The 15,986-nt window shown below is 73.0% G+C and carries 15 protein-coding genes and 1 pseudogene; 12 read left to right on the forward strand and 4 right to left on the reverse strand.

Annotation, left to right across the window (positions count from 1 at the left end; translation table 11 throughout):
• The 8 genes and pseudogenes from HMPREF0731_RS25620 to tssG all read left to right on the forward strand — a co-directional run.
• A pseudogene (locus tag HMPREF0731_RS25620) lies at positions 1–366 on the forward strand (hypothetical protein); the annotation flags it as partial.
• A gap of 72 nt (positions 367–438) precedes the next feature.
• On the forward strand, positions 439–954 hold the full coding sequence (gene tssB, locus HMPREF0731_RS15745; protein ID WP_040613613.1) for a type VI secretion system contractile sheath small subunit: 516 nt from the start codon (positions 439–441) through the stop codon (positions 952–954).
• Positions 951–2,450 (forward strand): type VI secretion system contractile sheath large subunit, encoded by a 1,500-nt coding sequence (tssC, locus tag HMPREF0731_RS15750; RefSeq protein WP_007005162.1) that lies wholly within the window; start codon positions 951–953, stop codon positions 2,448–2,450. Before tssB ends, tssC (HMPREF0731_RS15750) begins: the two co-directional genes overlap by 4 nt.
• Positions 2,450–3,922: a type VI secretion system contractile sheath large subunit gene (tssC, locus tag HMPREF0731_RS15755; protein ID WP_040613615.1), complete on the forward strand. Its 1,473-nt coding sequence runs from the start codon at positions 2,450–2,452 to the stop codon at positions 3,920–3,922. Before tssC (HMPREF0731_RS15750) ends, tssC (HMPREF0731_RS15755) begins: the two co-directional genes overlap by 1 nt.
• Positions 3,919–4,719, forward strand: a complete 801-nt coding sequence (locus HMPREF0731_RS15760) for a type VI secretion system accessory protein TagJ (protein WP_007005164.1) — start codon at positions 3,919–3,921, stop codon at positions 4,717–4,719. The genes tssC (HMPREF0731_RS15755) and HMPREF0731_RS15760 overlap by 4 nt, the downstream gene beginning before the upstream one ends.
• The gene (tssE, locus tag HMPREF0731_RS15765) at positions 4,716–5,198 is read left to right on the forward strand and encodes a type VI secretion system baseplate subunit TssE (RefSeq protein ID WP_007005165.1); all 483 of its coding nucleotides are present in this window, start codon (positions 4,716–4,718) and stop codon (positions 5,196–5,198) included. Before HMPREF0731_RS15760 ends, tssE begins: the two co-directional genes overlap by 4 nt.
• Positions 5,195–7,024, forward strand: a complete 1,830-nt coding sequence (tssF, locus tag HMPREF0731_RS15770) for a type VI secretion system baseplate subunit TssF (RefSeq protein WP_007005166.1) — start codon at positions 5,195–5,197, stop codon at positions 7,022–7,024. The genes tssE and tssF overlap by 4 nt, the downstream gene beginning before the upstream one ends.
• The gene (tssG, locus tag HMPREF0731_RS15775) at positions 7,021–7,956 is read left to right on the forward strand and encodes a type VI secretion system baseplate subunit TssG (RefSeq protein ID WP_051014788.1); all 936 of its coding nucleotides are present in this window, start codon (positions 7,021–7,023) and stop codon (positions 7,954–7,956) included. Before tssF ends, tssG begins: the two co-directional genes overlap by 4 nt.
• A 45-nt stretch (positions 7,957–8,001) precedes the next feature.
• Here the strand turns inward: tssG and HMPREF0731_RS15780 are convergent, their stop codons facing one another.
• Positions 8,002–8,418: a MerR family transcriptional regulator gene (locus HMPREF0731_RS15780; RefSeq protein ID WP_007005167.1), complete on the reverse strand. Its 417-nt coding sequence runs from the start codon at positions 8,416–8,418 to the stop codon at positions 8,002–8,004.
• Between the two features lie 95 nt (positions 8,419–8,513).
• On the opposite strand from HMPREF0731_RS15780, the gene HMPREF0731_RS15785 reads away from it, so the two are divergent.
• Entirely contained in the window at positions 8,514–10,673 is a 2,160-nt protein-coding gene (locus HMPREF0731_RS15785) for a heavy metal translocating P-type ATPase (RefSeq protein WP_007005168.1), read from the forward strand.
• A 42-nt stretch (positions 10,674–10,715) separates the two neighbouring features.
• Here the strand turns inward: HMPREF0731_RS15785 and HMPREF0731_RS15790 are convergent, their stop codons facing one another.
• The gene (locus tag HMPREF0731_RS15790) at positions 10,716–11,675 is read right to left on the reverse strand and encodes a MarR family winged helix-turn-helix transcriptional regulator (RefSeq protein ID WP_007005169.1); all 960 of its coding nucleotides are present in this window, start codon (positions 11,673–11,675) and stop codon (positions 10,716–10,718) included.
• 131 nt (positions 11,676–11,806) lie between these two features.
• Here HMPREF0731_RS15790 and HMPREF0731_RS15795 point away from each other — a divergent pair, with 131 nt between their 5' ends.
• From HMPREF0731_RS15795 to HMPREF0731_RS15805, 3 genes are all read left to right on the forward strand, one after another.
• A complete protein-coding gene (locus HMPREF0731_RS15795) occupies positions 11,807–12,397 on the forward strand; it encodes an HD domain-containing protein (RefSeq protein ID WP_007005170.1) in 591 nt (196 codons plus the stop codon).
• 81 nt (positions 12,398–12,478) lie between these two features.
• Positions 12,479–13,903, forward strand: coding sequence for a M20 family metallopeptidase (locus tag HMPREF0731_RS15800; RefSeq protein ID WP_007005171.1), 1,425 nt, complete (start codon positions 12,479–12,481; stop codon positions 13,901–13,903).
• A gap of 112 nt (positions 13,904–14,015) precedes the next feature.
• Complete coding sequence (locus tag HMPREF0731_RS15805) at positions 14,016–14,372, forward strand: PRC-barrel domain-containing protein (RefSeq protein WP_007005172.1); 357 nt, start codon at positions 14,016–14,018, stop codon at positions 14,370–14,372.
• Positions 14,373–14,438: 66 nt separating this feature from the next.
• On the opposite strand, the gene HMPREF0731_RS15810 is transcribed toward HMPREF0731_RS15805, so the two are convergent.
• Positions 14,439–14,939: a GAF domain-containing protein gene (locus HMPREF0731_RS15810; RefSeq protein WP_007005173.1), complete on the reverse strand. Its 501-nt coding sequence runs from the start codon at positions 14,937–14,939 to the stop codon at positions 14,439–14,441.
• Positions 14,940–14,941: 2 nt separating this feature from the next.
• Positions 14,942–15,928 (reverse strand): Bug family tripartite tricarboxylate transporter substrate binding protein, encoded by a 987-nt coding sequence (locus HMPREF0731_RS15815; protein ID WP_007005174.1) that lies wholly within the window; start codon positions 15,926–15,928, stop codon positions 14,942–14,944.
• Positions 15,929–15,986 lie beyond the last annotated feature (58 nt).

The raw sequence follows: 15,986 nt of genomic DNA on the forward strand, positions 1-15,986 counted from the left end.
ATCGCCGCGCCCGCACCGGCTGCGCTACCGCCAGCGTCCGGCGGCGCCCCTGCCTCGCGCGAGGAGGCGATCCGCCGCCTGGAAGACATCGCCGCCTTCTTCCGCGCCACCGAGCCGCATTCGCCGATCGCCTATTCCATCGAGACGCTGGCGCGCCGCGCCCGCATGCCGCTGCCGGCGCTGCTGGAGGAGGTGCTGCCTGACAAGGCCGCGCGTCACGCGATGTTGAGCATGCTCGGCATCCAGTCTCTGGCATCACCGCCGCCGGCGGCGCAGCCTTCGCCGCAGGCGCCGGTGCCGCCCGCGGAGCCGCCCGCGGAGCCGGCCGCAGCACCGGCGGGTGAGGCGAAGGGCATCGTCTGGTAGTTGCGGGGGCGGGATGGCCGCCCCATCCTGTTCGTCAGAAGCGTTGTCGAGCCACAGAGGAAGATCGCCTGCATGAGCGGTAGCGTTCACGACAAGCTGGCGCGTGTGCGCAAGCCGCGCGTCCATATCACCTATCAGGTGGAGACCGAGGGCGCCGAGATCGAGCGCGAGCTGCCCTTCGTGCTCGGCATCATGGGCGATTTCGCCGGCGACCCGGCGGAGCCGCTGAAGCCGCTGGCCGAACGGAAATTCGTCCAGATCGACCGCGACAATTTCGACGAGGTGATGGCCCGCGTGCAGCCGGGCCTGAAGCTGCGCGTCGAGAACACGCTGGCCGGCGATGGCAGCGAGATGGCGGTCGACCTGAAGTTCCGCTCGATGGAGGATTTCGAGCCGGCGAAGGTCGCCGAGCAGGTGCCGGCGCTGAAGGCGCTGCTGGAGACGCGCGCCAAGCTGCGCGACCTGATGAGCAAGGTCGACCGCTCGGAGGAGTTGGAGACGCTGCTCGAGGAGGTGCTGCAGGACAAGGCCAAGCTCGACAAGCTCTCGGGTGAGCTCGGGCTTGGCGGCAAGGGAAGCGCGGCATGAGCGGCACCCAGAACGCGCCGGCCAGCGCCGGCACGACAACGACCGAGGCGGAAGCCGGCGGCGGGCTGCTCGACCAGGTGCTGGGCGCCACACGCCAGACCGAGCGCGACCGCGCCCAGGAGCTGATCAAGGCGCTGACCGAGGAGGCGCTGAAGGGCACCGTCACCTTCAACCGCAACCTGCAACAGACCTTCGACCGCGCCATCGCCGAGATCGACCGCAAGGTCAGCGAGCAGCTGAACGCGGTGATGCATCATGAGCGCTTCCTGAAGCTGGAAGGCTCCTGGCGCGGGTTGCACTATCTGGTGAAGAACAGCGAGACCGGCACCTCGCTGCGGCTGCGCCTTCTGCAGGCCTCGAAGCGCGAGCTGTCGCGTGACCTGCAGCGCGCGACCGAGTTCGACCAGTCGCAGCTGTTCAAGAAGCTCTACGAGAACGAGTTCGGCATGCCGGGCGGCGAGCCCTATGGCGCGCTGATCGGCGACTACGAGTGGACCAACCACCCGGACGATGTCGAGACGCTGCGCCTGGTCTCCAACGTCGCCGCCGCCTCCTTCGCGCCCTTCATCTCGGCTGCCGGCGCTGGCATGTTCGGCTTCGAGGATTGGCGCGAGCTGTCCAAGCCGCGCGACCTCGCCAAGATTTTCGACACCGCCGAATACACCAAGTGGCGCGCCTTCCGTGAGACGGAGGATAGCCGCTTCGTCAACCTGGTGATGCCGCGCGTCATCGCCCGGCTGCCCTATGGCGCCAACACGGTGCCCGTCGACGAGTTCGGCTATGAGGAGGCGCCGACCGACGCCGCCGGCCGGCCGCAGCAGATGGTGCATGGCGACTATTGCTGGATGAACGCTGCCTATGTGATGGGCGCAAGGCTGACCGATGCCTTCGCCCAGCACGGTTTCTGTGTGGCGATCCGCGGCGCCGAGGGCGGTGGCAAGGTGTCCAACCTGCCGAACCACACCTTCGTCTCCGACGATGGCGACATCGATGCGCAATGCCCGACCGAGATCGGCATCACCGACCGGCGCGAGGCGGAGCTCTCGGCGCTCGGCTTCCTGCCGCTCTGCCACTACAAGAACAGCGACCATGCGGTGTTCTTCGGCGCGCAGTCGGTGCAGAAGCCAAAGAAGTATGACCGGCCGGAAGCCACGGCCAATGCGGCGATCTCGGCGCGGCTGCCCTATCTGATGGCCACCGGCCGCTTCGCGCATTTCCTCAAGGTGATGGCGCGCGACAAGATCGGCTCCTTCATGGAGGCGAGCGATTGCGAGGTCTGGCTGAACCGCTGGATCAAGAACTACGTCAACGCCAATGAGAATGCCGGGCCGGAGAGCAAGGCGAAGTATCCGCTGCGCGAGGCGAAGGTCGAGGTGAAGGAGGTGCCGGGCAAGCCTGGCGTCTACAACGCCGTGGCCTATATGCGCCCCTGGCTGCAGATGGAGGAGCTGACCACCTCCATGCGCATGGTGGCGCGCATCCCGCACAAGGTGTGATGCCGGACGGGCTGCGCGGGGTGGTGCTGTCCGGCGCCTTTGTCGGCGCCGGGCAGGGGCAGGGCGCCTCGGCGCTGGCCGGCTTCCTCGCCGCGCCGGATCTGCACGAATGGTTCGGCGCGGCCCGCTTCCGTGATGCCGAGGCGCTGCGCGAGGCGATCGACCGCGATATCGCTGCCCTCGATGCGCTGATCGACGCGCAGCTCTCCGCGCTGTTGGCGCATCCACGGCTTCAGCGCCTGGAAGGCTCCTGGCGCGGCCTGCACTGGCTGGCCGGGCGCGTGCCCTATGCCGCGCGCATCAAGCTGCGGCTGTTTGTGGCGCGCTGGGCGGAGCTATCGCGCGATGTGCAGCGCGCGGTGGAATTCGACCAGTCGGCGCTGTTCCATGCCATCTACGAGGAAGAGTTCGGCCGCCCCGGCGGTGAGCCCTTCGGCCTGCTGCTGGCCGATTACACGCTGCGCCACGCCCCGGCACCCGGCCACCCGACGGATGATATCGAGGTGCTGGAGGCGCTGGCCGGCATCGCCGCGGCGGCCTTCGCGCCCCTGGCCATCGCCGCCGACCCGGCGCTGTTCGGCCTGGATGATTTCGCCGAGGCCGGCGCCTCGCTCGACCTGACCGAGGCGCTGCGCGCCGAGGATCATCGCCGCTGGCGCCGGATGCAGACGCGCGAGGACGCGCGCTTCGTCTCCGTGCTGCTGCCGCGCCTGCTGGCCCGTCCGCCCTGGGCGGATGACGCCGTGCGCGCCGATGGCTTCCGCCCGCGCGGCGCGCTCGGCCCGCGCCTCTGGTGCAGCCCGGTCTATGCGATGGGCGCCGTGGTGCTGCGTGCTTTCGCCCTCTATGGCTGGCCGGCCGATCTGCGCGGCGCCACCGTGGCGGAGGAGGCGCGCGGCGGCGTGGTCGACGCGCTGCCCTATGAGCGGCTCTCCGGCGACGCGCCCGGTGTGCCGCCGCGCCCGCCGGTCGAGCTGGCGCTGACCGATCTGCAGGAACGGCAACTGGTCGAGGCCGGGATTCTTCCCTTGCTGGGCCTCGAATTTCTGCCCGAGGCGAGCTTCGCCGCCGCCCCCAGCCTGCACCGCCCGCCGCGCATGACGGGGGAGGGGGCGGAGGCCAATCAGCGGCTCTCGGCGCAGTTCAACGCCATCCTCTGCGTCAGCCGCTTCGCGCATTGCATCAAGGTGATGGGGCGCGATTTGGTCGGTGCCTTCCGCACGCCGGAAGAGGTGGAGCGGCAATTGCAGCGCTGGCTGACCGGCTTCACCAATGCCTCCGGCAGCGCGCTGGGCGAGACGGCGGCGCGCTACCCGCTGCGCAGCGCGCGGGTCGAGGTGCGCGAGCAGCCGGGGCGTCCCGGCACCTATGGCTGCGTGCTGCATCTGCAGCCGCATTACCAGCTGGACGAGGTGGGCGCTGCCTTCCGGCTGGTCACCGATCTTCAGGCGCCGGGAGCGGCCGCGGCATGAGCATCACCCAGGATCCGGTCGGCGAGGCCTTCCGCGCCGGCGACCTCCAGGCCGCGCGCGCCGCCGCCATGGGCGCGGTTCGCGCCGCGCCGCGCGATGCCGGGCTGCGCTGGCGCCTGGCCGAAATCCTGCTGCTGTGCGGCGAGATCGCGCGCGCGGACACCGCGCTCGACGCCGTGCTGGAAGAAAAACCGGGCCCGGCGGTGCTGGAATTCCGCCGCCTGCTGCGCGCCGAGCAGCAGCGCCGCGATGTCTACGCCGCCGGCCGGCTGCCCGCCTTCCAGGGCGATGACCCGACCCCCGCGCAGCGTGCCGCGCTGCGCGCGCTCACCTTGCAGCGCGCCGGCGATGCCGCTGGCGCGGCCGAGGCGGCGGCCGAGGCCGAGGCGCTGCGCCCGCGCATCACCGGCACGGCGGATGGTGTCGGCTTCAGCGATCTGCGCGACGCCGATGACCTGCTGGCGCCGCAACTCGAAGTTCTGACCAGCGGCGGCGACGCGCTGTGGGTGCCGCTGGAGCGGCTGTCCAGCCTGGCGCTGGAACCGATCCGCCGGCCGCGCGACCTGGCCTTCCGCCGCGCCACGCTGGTGCTGAAGGATGGCACGGAAGGGCTGGTCTTCCTGCCACTGCTCTATGCGCGGAACTCGGAAAACGACGCGCAGCGCCTGGGCCGCGAGACCGCCTGGTCGGAAGGCGAGGGGCCGGTCACCGGCACGGGGCTGCGCCTGTTCCTGGCCGATGGCCTGCCGCAGGACACGCTGTCCCTGGCCGAGGTCACGGAACTCGGTTTCGCATGAGCGAGTCCAGGCGCATCCATCTGCCGCTGCTGGACCGGCTGCTGGACGGTGATCCGGACGGGCCGCCCGATCCGCCGCTGACCCAGCCCATGGCCATCGCGGTGATGCGCGACGCGGTGCGGCGCGATGTCGAGGCGCTGCTGAACGCCCGCCGCCGCCGCCGCCCGCTGCCCTCCGGCCTGACGGAGCTCGCCGCCTCGCCGCTGGGTTATGGCGTGCCCGACCCGACGGCCGGCAGCTTCACCACCGAGGAAGCGCGCGAGGCGCTGGCGCGCGAGGTGGAGGCGGTGCTGCGCCGCTTCGAGCCGCGCCTGGCCGCGCTCACCGTCAGCCTGGCCGAGCCGCAGCGCGAGGCGCTGGACCGCAGCCTGAAGCTGCGCGTCGAGGCCATCCTGCGCACCGACCCGGCGCCGGAGCAGGTGGCCTTCGAGACGGTGCTGCGTCCCGCGACGCTGGATGTGACGGTGCGCGAGACATGAGCGATTCGCTGCTGCCCTACTACAATCGCGAGCTCGCCGCGCTGCGCCGCGATGCCGGCGCCTTCGCCGAGGCCTATCCGAAGGTCGCCGGCCGGCTGCGCCTCTCCGGCGACGCGGCGGATGATCCCTATGTTGAGCGGCTGCTGGAGGGTGTGGCCTTCCTCGCCGCGCGGGCGCAGCAGCGGCTGGATGACGAGCTGCCCGAGCTGTCGGACGCGCTGCTCGAGATGCTCTCGCCGCAGATGCTGGCGCCGGTGCCGTCGATGACGACGCTGCGGCTGCGCGCCTCGCCGGAGCTGCGCGCGAAGCTGCACATCCCGCGCGGATTGTCGGTGGAGAGCGAGCCGGTGCGCGGCGAGGCGGTGCGCTTCCGCAGCTGCCACGATGTCACCCTCTGGCCGCTGCTGGTGGAGCGCGCCACGCTCTCCGGCCTGCCCTTTGCCGCGCCGCCCAACCGCGCCGCCAGCGGCGCCGCCGCCTGCCTGCGGCTGGTGCTGCGCAGCGTGGCGCCGGATCTGCCCTTCGCCGAGATCGGCCTCGACAAGCTGCGGCTGCATCTGCGAGGCCAGGGCAGCCAGGCGGCGCTGCTGCATGAGCTGCTGTCGCAATCGGTGCTCGCCATAGCCCTGGCGGATGGGCCGAATGATGCGCGGCCGACACTGCTCGGCCCGTCCTGCCTGCAACCGGCGGGCTTCGCGCCGGAGGAGGCGGCGTTGCCCTGGCCGCAGCGGGCCTTCGACGGCCACCGGCTGCTCTCCGAGTACTTCGCCTTCCCGGAAAAATTCCTCTATCTCGACCTCGGCGGGCTGGAGGCGCGCAGCCTGCTGCAGCAGGGCGAGCGGATGGAGATCTTCATCTGGCTCAGCCGCGCCGTGCCGGAGCTGGAGCGCAGCGTCTCGGCCGAGAGTTTTGCCTTGGGCTGCACGCCGGCCATCAACCTCTTCCCGGTGCGCTGCGAGCCCGTGGCGCTGGATGGCACGCGCAGCGAATGGCCGGTGGTGCCGGATGCGCGCCGCCCGGCGGCGCTGGAGGTGCATTCGGTCAGCCGCGTGCGCGAAAGCCGCCCCGATGGCAGTCGGCGCGAGGTGCTGCCCTTCCACCGCCTCGGCCGCGAGGGGGCGGAGGAGACGGCGGAGACCGCCGCCATCCACTACCTGCCGCTGCGCCGCCCGGCGCCGCCGCCGCTCGGCGGCACGCAGACGGCGCTGGCGCTGCGCGATGCGGGTTTCGACCCGGCGCGGCCGGCCGATGCCGTGCTGTCCATCGACGCGCTGTGCTGCAACCGCGACCTGCCGGCGATGCTGCCCTTCGGCGGCGGCCAGCCGCGGCTGCGGGTGGCCGATGGCGGCGTCTCGCTGGCCGGGGCCGAATGCCTCTCGGCGCCGACGCCGACGCTGCGCCCGGCGCTCGGGGAGCGCAGCGCCTGGAAGCTGGTCTCGCATCTGGCGCTGAACCATCTCGGCATCACCGGGGGCGAGCAGGGGGCGCAGGCGCTGCGCGAGATGCTGCGCCTGCATGACCGGCGCGACACGGCGGAGAACCGCGCCGCCATCGCCGCCCTGCTGGCGGTGGAGGCGAAGCCGGGTGTGGCGCGGCTGCCGGGCGGCCGGCCCGGCGCCTTCCTGCGCGGGCTGGATGTGACGCTGGCCTTCGACCCCGCCGCCTGGCAATCCGGCGGGCTGCATCTGCTGGCGGCGGTGCTGGAGCGCTTCCTGGCGCTACAGGTCTCGGTCAATGCCTTCACCCGCACCGCCGTGGTGCTGCGCGGCCGGGCAGGGGTCGCCGCGCGCTGGGCGCCGCGCAGCGGCACCAGGCTGCTGCTGTGACCACGCCGCCCCGCCAGCGCCTGGCCGAGGCGCCGGAGCGCTTCGAGCTCGACCAGGCGATCGATCTGGTGGCGCCGGGCGGCGATCCGCGCGCCGTCACCTACCGCTCCACCGCGCGGCTGTCGCATGCCGAGGCGGCGGTGGTGGCGGCCGACCCGGACTCCGGCGCGCTGACCCTGGGCGGTTTCGGGCTGGTCGGGCCGGGGGGCGTGCTGCCGCGCCACCACACGGCGCAGGTGGCCGCCGAGAAGCGCAAGCGCTCCGAGGCGCTGCACGCCTTCCTGGACCTGCTGGGTGGGCGTTTCGCGGGTCTCTGGGCGGCGGCGGGGCGGAAATACCGGCCGACCCGCGACGCGGTTCCGGCGGAGCAGCTGCTCGCCGCCGCCATCGGCCTCGGCACGCCGCATCTGGCGGAGCGCGCCGGGCTGGAGCCCGCGGCGCTGCTCTACCATGCGGGGCATCTCGCCGCGCGCAGCCGCTCGGCGGAGCGGCTGCGCGCGCTGCTGCAGGAGGAGGCGGGGCATCCCGTCGCGCTGGAGGAATTCGCCGGCGGCTGGCTGCGCCTGCCGGAGGGCGAGCGCTCGCGCCTCGGCGCCGCCGGCGCGCACAATGCGCTGGGTGTCAGCACGGCGCTGGGCGCGCAGGTCTGGGACGCGCAGTCGCGCTTCGTCATCCGTATCGGCCCGCTGCCGCGCGAGGCCTTCGAGGCGCTGCTGCCCGGCCGGCCGCTGCATCAGCGGCTGGTGGCGCTGGCGCGGCTGCATGTCGGGCTGGATATCGGCTTCGCCATCAACCCGGTGCTGGCGGCGGAGGCGGTGCCGCAGGCGGCGCTGGGCGGCGGGGCGCGGCTCGGCTGGTCCTCCTGGATGGGCGGCGGCCCGGCGCGGCGCCAGGACGCGGCGGAGGCGGTGTTCGAGGCCAAGGCCGGCTGAGGCAGGGCGGCGCATTGATCACATAAGATAAATTATGTAAAATATTCAGCCGGCGGTCGCGTCGCTGCGCGGCGACAGCGCCTCGACGATGCGGCATTCGGCGATGGTGCCGCCCTCCCGCCCGCAAAGCAGGTTGGACAGCTCGGCACGCAGCGCCGTCAGGTCGGCCAGCTTGCGCTCCACCTCGGCCAGGTGCTCGCGCGCGATGTCGTGCACGGCGGCGCAGGAATGGTCGCCATGCCCCGCCAGGTCGAGCAGCGCCCGCACCTGCTCCAGCGAGAAGCCGAGATCGCGCGCCCGGCGGATGAAGCTCAGCCGCGCCAGCTGCGCCGGGCCATAGGCGCGGTAATTGCCCTCGGTGCGGGAGGGCGGCGGCAGCAGCCCGACCCGCTCATACCAGCGGATGGTCTCGACCTTGGTGTTGGTGGCGCGGGCGAGCGCGCCGATCGACAGAGGCGGCATGGGGCTTGACCCTGTAGCGACTACAGGCCCTATCTGGGGCGGCGAGCCTTCTCCGGCAAGCATCGCCGGGTGGAGGCGCGCCGAAGGAGGCCGCCATGGCCGAGACCGAAACCCGCATCGCCGGCACCGCCTTGCGCTACCGCGTGGCGGGCATGGATTGCCCTTCCTGCGCCGGCAAGGTGGAGACCGCGCTCTCCCGCCTGCCCGGCACCGCCGCGGTGCGCATCAATTTCCAGACCCAGATCCTGGCCTTCCGCCTGGACGAGGCGGCGACGCCGCGCGCCGAGGTCGAGGCGCGCATCCGCGCCCTCGGCTATGGCATGGAGGAGGAGGCGGCGCCGCGCCTCGCCGGCGCCCTGCCAATCGCCGCCGAGGCGGAGCCCCCGCTCTGGCGGCGCGTCCTGGCCGAGCCCAAGGCCAGGCTGGCGCTGCTGCTGGGCGGGCTGGTCGGGCTCGGCGTCCTGGCCGGCGCCGCGTGGCCGCAGCTGGAGGGCGCGGCCTGGTGGCCGGCGGCACTGGTCGGCCTGGCCTATTTCGGCCGCAAGGCCATCGCGCTGGCCCGTGCCGGCAGCCCCTTCAGCATCGAGATGCTGATGTCGATCGCCACCCTCGGCGCGCTGGCGATCGGCGCGGCCTCCGAGGCGGCGATGGTCGTTTTCCTGTTCACCATCGGCGAGCTGCTGGAGGGGGTCGCCGCCGGGCGGGCGCGCGCCGGCATCCAGGCCCTGGCCGCGCTGGTGCCGCGCCACGCGCTGAAGCTGGAGGGCGGCGTCGCCAGCCCCGTTCCCGCCGCCAGCCTGGCGCCGGGCGACCTCGTGCTGGTCCGCCCCGGCGACCGCATCCCGGCCGATGGCGTGGTGGTGGAGGGCCATTCGGAGGTGGATGAAAGCCCGGTCACCGGCGAATCCATCCCCGTCGTGAAGGCGGAAGGCGACACGGTCTTCGCCGGCAGCGTCAACGCCTCCGGCGCGCTGCAGCTGCGCGTCACCCGTGCGGCGGCCGACAACACCATCGCCCGCATCATCCGGCTGGTGGAGGAGGCGCAGGAGGCCAAGGCGCCCACCGCCCGCTTCATCGAGCGCTTCGCCGCCTGGTACACCCCGGCCGCCGTGCTGGTCGCCGCCCTGGTGGTGGTCGCGCCGCCACTGCTGGCCGGCGGCGACTGGGGCACCTGGCTGTATCGCGGCCTGGCGCTGCTGCTGGTGGCCTGCCCCTGCGCGCTGGTGCTCTCCACCCCCGCCGCCATCGCCTCCGGCCTCGCCGCCGGCACGCGGCGCGGGCTGCTGGTCAAGGGCGGCGGCGCGCTGGAGATGATCGGCCGCGTGCGGGCCATCGCCTTCGACAAGACCGGCACGCTGACCGAGGGCCGGCCGCGCGTCACCGACACGCTGCCGCTGGCGGGGCCGGAGCGGGTGCTGCTGGCCATGGCCGCCTCGGCGGAGAGCGCCTCCTCCCACCCGCTGGCGCGCGCCATCCAGCAGCGCGCGGCGGAGGAAGGCATGCCGCTGCGCCCGACCCGCGAGGCCCGCGCCCTGCCCGGCCGCGGCGTGGAGGCGGTGGTGGGCGGCAAGCGTGTCGCCGTCAGTGCGCCGCACCATGCCGAAAGCCTGGCGCCGCTGCCGGAACCCGCGCGCCAGGCGGTGGCCGATTGGGAGGCGGCGGGCAAGACCGTGGTCGTCGTCACCGTCGAGGGCGCCCATACCGGGCTGATCGCCCTGCGCGACGAGCCGCGCGAGGATGCGGCGGAGGGCATCGCCGCGCTGCGCCGCCTCGGGCTGACGCCGGTGATGCTGACCGGCGACAATCCGCGCACCGGCGCCGCCATCGCGGAGCGGCTCGGGCTCGAGGTCAAGGCCGGGCTGCTGCCGGCCGACAAGCAGCGCGAGATTGCCGCCCTCGCCGTCGCGGGCCCCGTCGCCATGGTGGGGGACGGCATCAATGACGCGCCGGCGCTGGCCGCGGCCTCCATCGGCATCGCCATGGGCGGCGGCACCGATGTCGCGCTGGAGACCGCCGATGCGGCGCTGCTGAACAGCCGGGTGCGCGACCTCGCGGCGCTGGTCGCGCTGTCGCGCGCCACGCTCGCCAACATCCGGCAGAATGTCGCCATCGCCCTCGGGCTGAAGGCGGTGTTCCTGGTCACCACGGTGACCGGCGTGACCGGGCTGTGGCCGGCGGTGCTGGCCGATACGGGGGCCACCGTGCTGGTGACGCTGAACGCGCTGCGCCTGCTGCGCCATCGCGGCGAGGATTGAGGCCGGGCGGGGAGGATGCTCCCTCCCCGCTCCGGCGGGCCGTCAGGGCCTCCGGCGGGTGAAGCGCTGTTCGAGGACCTCGCTGCCCCATTGCGCGCCCGGCCGCTCCTCGACCAGCGCGAAGCCGAAGCCCTCGTAGAGATGCCGCGCCGCGGCGAGGCCGCCGAAGGTCCAGAGCTGGGTCTCGGCGAAGCCCTGCGCGTCGACGAAGCCCAGCGCCGCCTGCAACAGCCGGCGCCCCACACCGCCGCCGCGCAGCCCGTCCTCGACGATGAACCAGCGCAGATGCGCGACGCCCCCGCCCAGATCCTCGCCATCGATGGCGACCGAGCCGAGGATTTTTTCCTGTCGCACCGCCGTCCAGAGGCCGTTGCACGGCCGGTCCAGCCGGTTGCAGAACTCTGCCAGCCCGGCGGCGACGACGCTTTCGAAGCGCTGCCCGAAGCCCGCCACCCGCGCGTAATACAGGGCGTGCATGCGCGTGACCGCGGCGATGAGGCCCGGCTGGTAGCCCTGGACGATCTCGGCCCACTGCGGCGCCTCCGCCTGCCCCAGCGCCGCCGTGTAGAGGCGCAGCCCGTCCAGCACGGTGCCGGCCTGGTCCGGGTGCAGCCGGGCCAGCGCGCCCGACACCTGCGCCTGCGCGAAGGCGTGGATCTGCGCCACACGCTCCTGGCCTTCCGGCGTCAGCGACAGGCGCTTGATCCGCCCATCCTCCCCATCCCGCCCCTCCTGCACCAGGCGCGAGGCGACCAGCTTGCGCAGCATGCGGCTGACGCTGGATTTCTCCAGCCGGAGCCGCTCGCCCAGCGCGCGGGCGGTGACGCCGCCCGCCTCGATCTCGATCAGCGCGTGCACGGCCGAGGGCGGCAGGGCGGTGCCGGCGAAGTTCGTGCCGGTGAAGCCCAGCGCCCGCACCAGCTCGCGCGAGGCGGTGCGGATGGGCTCGACCAGCGGAGACGGTGGAAGCGGCATCGACAGGGCGCCATAAAGTTGTATCATGCAACTATACGCCGATGCGGCGCATGGCTGTCAACGCCCTCCCCGGCGGCTCCGCCGGGACACCCGAGGCGCTTTGCCGGCCACGCCGTGCTGGCGAGGACGGCAACCGGGCGGGGAGCACAGGACAGGTCATGGATGATCGCGAGATCGAAGGCGTGCTCGATTTCCTGCGCGGTGCGGAGCGGCTGAAGGAAACGCTGCGCAGCGCGCATGGCACGCGCGGCCGGCAGGAGAGCACCGCCGAGCATAGCTGGCGCCTGGCGCTGATGGCGATGGTGCTGGCGCGCGGGCTGGCCCCGGTCGATCTGCTGCGCGTGCTGAAGCTCTGCCTGGTGCATGATCTGGGCGAGGCGCTGCATGGCGACATCCCCGCGCCCCAGCAGCGCCCCGGCGGCAAGGCCGAGGCGGAGCGGCGCGATCTCGCCACCCTCGCCGCGCCGCTGCCGCCGGCCGAGCGCGCCGAGATCCTGGCGCTGTGGGAGGAATACGAGGCCGGCACGACGCGCGAGGCGATGCTGGTCAAGGGCCTCGACAAGCTGGAGACGCTGCTGCAGCACAGCCAGGGGCTGAACCCGCCCGGCTTCGATTACGGCTTCAACCTCGGCTATGGCCGCGACCGCACCGGGGCCGATCCGCTGCTGGCGCGGCTGCGCGCGCTGCTCGACGCCGCGACCCGCGCGCGCATGGCGGAGCCCCCGCCCCTGGCCAGCCCCCCGGCATAGGCCTATGACAGCCGCATCGCCGCGGCGGACTCGCGCAGCCCGCCGGCGGCGACTGGATTGTCACTCAGCCGGGATGCCCCGATGCAGAACGCCCCCGAGATCTGGCGCCATGTCGATGCCAAGGCGCCGGAGATGATCGCCCTCGCCGACCGCGTCTGGGACATGCCGGAACCGCTCTATGCCGAGTTCCGCTCCGCCGCCGAGCATGTGGCGGAGCTGGAGCGCCAGGGCTTCCGCGTGCAGCAGGGTGTCGCCGGCATCCCCACCGCGCTGATGGCCGAGGCCGGCGAGGGCGGGCCGGTCATCGCCATCCTCGGCGAATATGACGCGCTGCCCGGGCTGAGCCAGGAGGCCGGCATCGCCGAGCCGAAGCCGGTCGAGAAGCACAATGGCTTCGGCCATGGCTGCGGCCACAATTTGCTCGGCGCCGGCGCCATGCTGGCGGCGACGGCGGTGAAGAACTGGCTGGCCGAGCAGGGCATCGCCGGCCGCGTGCGCTATTATGGCTGCCCGGCCGAGGAAGGCGGCGCCGCCAAGGCCTTCATGGCGCGTGCCGGCCTCTTCGCCGACGCCGATCTCGCCATCACCTGGCATCCCGGCCATTTCGCCGAGGTGATGCCGGCCGCGTCGCTGGCCAACACGCGCATCGACTTCACCTTCACCGGCCGCTCCAGCCACGCCGCCGCGGCGCCGCATCTGGGGCGCTCGGCGCTGGATGCCGTCGAGCTGATGAATGTCGGCGTCAACTACATGCGCGAGCATATGGAGAGCGGCGCGCGCATCCATTACGCCTATCTCGATGCCGGCGGCATCGCGCCGAATGTGGTGCAGGGCCGCGCCAAGGTGCGCTACGCGGTGCGCCACCCGGATCTGCGCGGCATGGCGGCGCTGATCGAGCGCGTCAAGAAGATCGCCCGCGGCGCCGCGCTGATGACCGAGACCGAGGTGGAGATCAAGGTGCTCAGCGCGGTGGCCAACCTGCTGCCGAACGAGCCGCTGGAAGCCGCCATGCAGGCGGAGCTGGAGCGCCTCGGCCCGCCGGAATTCGACGCGGCCGATCGCGACTATGCCGAGCAGATCCGCGCCACGCTGCGGCCCGAGGATCTGCGCGCCGCCTTCTCCGCCGCCGGCCTGCCCTATGAGGAAGGCAAGCCGCTCTGCGACATCATCGTGCCGCGCGGCACGCCGCGCGTGCTGGCGCTGGGCTCCACCGATGTCGGCGATGTCTCCTGGGTGCTGCCGACGGTGCAGGCCTCCGGCGCAACGGCGGCGATCGGCACGCCCTTCCATTCCTGGCAGCTGACGGCGCAGGGCAAGTCGCCGCATGCGCACAAGGGCATGGTGCATGTCGCCAAGGTGATGGCGGCCACCGCAGCCACCGCCCTGCAGCAGCCGGAGCTGATCGCGGCGGCCAAGGCGGATCTCGCCCGGCGCCTGGGCGGCCAGCCCTATGAATGCCCGATCCCGGCCGAGGCCGAGCCGCCGCTCGACATGGCCAAGGGCTGAGCCGCCCGCCGCGCCCCTGCCCCGACCGGGCGGGGGCGCGGCAACGCGCGGCGCCTTGCGGTGTTGTCCCGCCGAGCCCTTGCGGGCGCGAGCAACACGAGAGGAAAAGCCGATGCGCAACCCCCTGATCCTGGCCGGCACCGCGCTGATGCTGATGTCCGCCCCGGTCCTGGCGCAGACGCCGACGCAGATCGAGGCCAATCAGCGCAGCGTCAAGACGCTGACCGACCGCGATGTCTACAGCTCGGACAATGTCGAGATCGGCGAGATCGAGGATGTGGTGCTGGACGCGCAGGGCCGCGCCGTGCTGGCGATCATCGAGGTGGAGGGCCGGCTCGGCCTGCGCGAGAAGTATGTCGCGGTGCCCTATGACCAGGTCCGCGTCCCCGCCGCGCGCAACGAGCGCGTGACGGTGCCGATGACCGAGGCGCAGATCAAGGCGCTGCCGGGCTTCCGCTACAACGACTGAGCCTGGCGCCGCGGCGCCGCCGGCCCGGGGGGATCGCTCTCCCCGGGCCTTTTTCGTGCCGGCCGCTCAGGCCGCCCAGGCGGCGCTGCCCATCAGCGCCAGCGCCTGCGCCGTGGCGCGGCGCCCGGCCGGCACATGCTCCTCCCGCCACAGGAAGTTCAGCGTGCCGAGGCAGCGCCCGCCGAGCCGGATCGGCAGGTTCAGCACCGAGCGCAGGCCGAGGCCCAGGATCAGCGCATGGTCGTCGAAGGCGCCGCGGATCGCCGCCTCGCCCTCGCCCAGGAAGGGGCGGCCCTCCAGCAGCACCTGCCTGCCCCAGGCGGTGTCGCGCTTGGGCTTCTGGCCGCCCGGCGGATAGGCGGCCGGGTCGGAGCTGTAGAGCCGCTGCACCGTCATCGAGGCCGCGTCGAAGCGCATGGCGGTGCAGAGGGCATGGCCGAGCCGCGGCCGCGCCAGCGCCTCCAGGGCGCGCAGCGCGGCCAGCGGCTGGCCGGTTTCGGCCAGCGCCGCCTCCAGCTGGTGCAGTTCGGCGGCGGCGAATTCCGCCATGGCGGGGCTGGCCAGCACGCTCAGTCCGCGGTGATGCCGAGCTGGCGGATCAGCCCGCCCCAGCGCGCCGCGTCCTGCCGCAGCGTGGTGGAGAACTCGGCCGGGCTGGCATTCACCACCTCGACGCCGATCTCGGCCATGCGGGTCTTCACCTCGGGCAGCATCAGCACGCGGTTGATCTCGGTGTTCAGCCGCGCGACCAGCGCCGGGTCCATGCCGGCCGGGCCGAAGGCGCCATACCACACCGCCATGACGGCGCCCGGCACGGTCTCGGCCAGGGTCGGCACCTCGGGCAGCAGGGCGCTGCGCTGCGCCTCGGTCACCGCCAGCAGGCGCAGCCGCCCCTCGCGCACCGGCGCGAAGGTCTGGGTGCCGGCGCTGAACAGCAGCTGGGTCTGGCCGGCGATGGTGTCGAGCACCGCCGGCGCGCCGCCGCGATAGGGCACGTGCACCATGTCGAGCCCCGCCATCTGCGCGAACATCGCGGCGCAGAGATGGTTGGTCGAGCCGACGCCGGCCGAGGCGTAGGTGATCTTGCCCGGATTGGCCTTCGCATAGGCGATGAACTCGGCCACCGTCCGCGCCGGCACCGAGGGGTGGATCACCATGGTGTTGGTGACATAGGCCAGCAGCGCGACCGGCGCGAAGGCGTCCACGCCGTGGAACGGCATGGTGGTGAACAGCGCGTCGTTCATCGCATGCGTGCTCATCGAGCCGAAGAGCAGCGTGTAGCCATCCGGATTGGCGCGCGCGACGGCGGCCGAGCCGATATTGCCCGAGGCGCCGGAGCGGTTCTCCACCAGCACCGGCTGGCCGATGGCGGCGCGCAGATGCTCGGCCACGATGCGCGCCAGGATGTCGGTCGAGCCGCCGGGCGCCCAGGGGACGATGATGGTGACGGGCCGGTCGGGCCAGCGGGGGGCGGTCTGCGCCAGGGCCGGCAGGGCGGGCAGCGCGGCCAGGCCGGGCAGCAGGCCCAGCGCGGCGCGGCGGGAAATCTCGGTCATGATCGGCCTTCTTCGAAGCGGGAGGCGTGACGGCGTGATTCTTGGCCGGCGGGGCCGG

Source organism: Pseudoroseomonas cervicalis ATCC 49957 (assembly GCF_000164635.1).
GTDB classification, from domain to species: Bacteria; Pseudomonadota; Alphaproteobacteria; order Acetobacterales; family Acetobacteraceae; genus Pseudoroseomonas; species Pseudoroseomonas cervicalis.

Excerpts from the sequence above, each read along its gene's own strand:
- HMPREF0731_RS15790 (WP_007005169.1), bottom strand. The coding sequence starts at position 11,675 with ATGATACAACTTTATGGCGCCCTGTCGATGCCGCTTCCACCGTCTCCG.
- tssB (WP_040613613.1), top strand. The coding sequence starts at position 439 with ATGAGCGGTAGCGTTCACGACAAGCTGGCGCGTGTGCGCAAGCCGCGC.
- HMPREF0731_RS15815 (WP_007005174.1), bottom strand. The coding sequence starts at position 15,928 with ATGACCGAGATTTCCCGCCGCGCCGCGCTGGGCCTGCTGCCCGGCCTG.
- tssF (WP_007005166.1), top strand. The coding sequence starts at position 5,195 with ATGAGCGATTCGCTGCTGCCCTACTACAATCGCGAGCTCGCCGCGCTG.
- HMPREF0731_RS15780 (WP_007005167.1), bottom strand. The coding sequence starts at position 8,418 with ATGCCGCCTCTGTCGATCGGCGCGCTCGCCCGCGCCACCAACACCAAG.
- tssC (WP_040613615.1), top strand. The coding sequence starts at position 2,450 with ATGCCGGACGGGCTGCGCGGGGTGGTGCTGTCCGGCGCCTTTGTCGGC.
- tssE (WP_007005165.1), top strand. The coding sequence starts at position 4,716 with ATGAGCGAGTCCAGGCGCATCCATCTGCCGCTGCTGGACCGGCTGCTG.
- HMPREF0731_RS15785 (WP_007005168.1), top strand. The coding sequence starts at position 8,514 with ATGGCCGAGACCGAAACCCGCATCGCCGGCACCGCCTTGCGCTACCGC.
- HMPREF0731_RS15795 (WP_007005170.1), top strand. The coding sequence starts at position 11,807 with ATGGATGATCGCGAGATCGAAGGCGTGCTCGATTTCCTGCGCGGTGCG.
- HMPREF0731_RS15760 (WP_007005164.1), top strand. The coding sequence starts at position 3,919 with ATGAGCATCACCCAGGATCCGGTCGGCGAGGCCTTCCGCGCCGGCGAC.
- HMPREF0731_RS15805 (WP_007005172.1), top strand. The coding sequence starts at position 14,016 with ATGCGCAACCCCCTGATCCTGGCCGGCACCGCGCTGATGCTGATGTCC.
- HMPREF0731_RS15800 (WP_007005171.1), top strand. The coding sequence starts at position 12,479 with ATGCAGAACGCCCCCGAGATCTGGCGCCATGTCGATGCCAAGGCGCCG.
- tssC (WP_007005162.1), top strand. The coding sequence starts at position 951 with ATGAGCGGCACCCAGAACGCGCCGGCCAGCGCCGGCACGACAACGACC.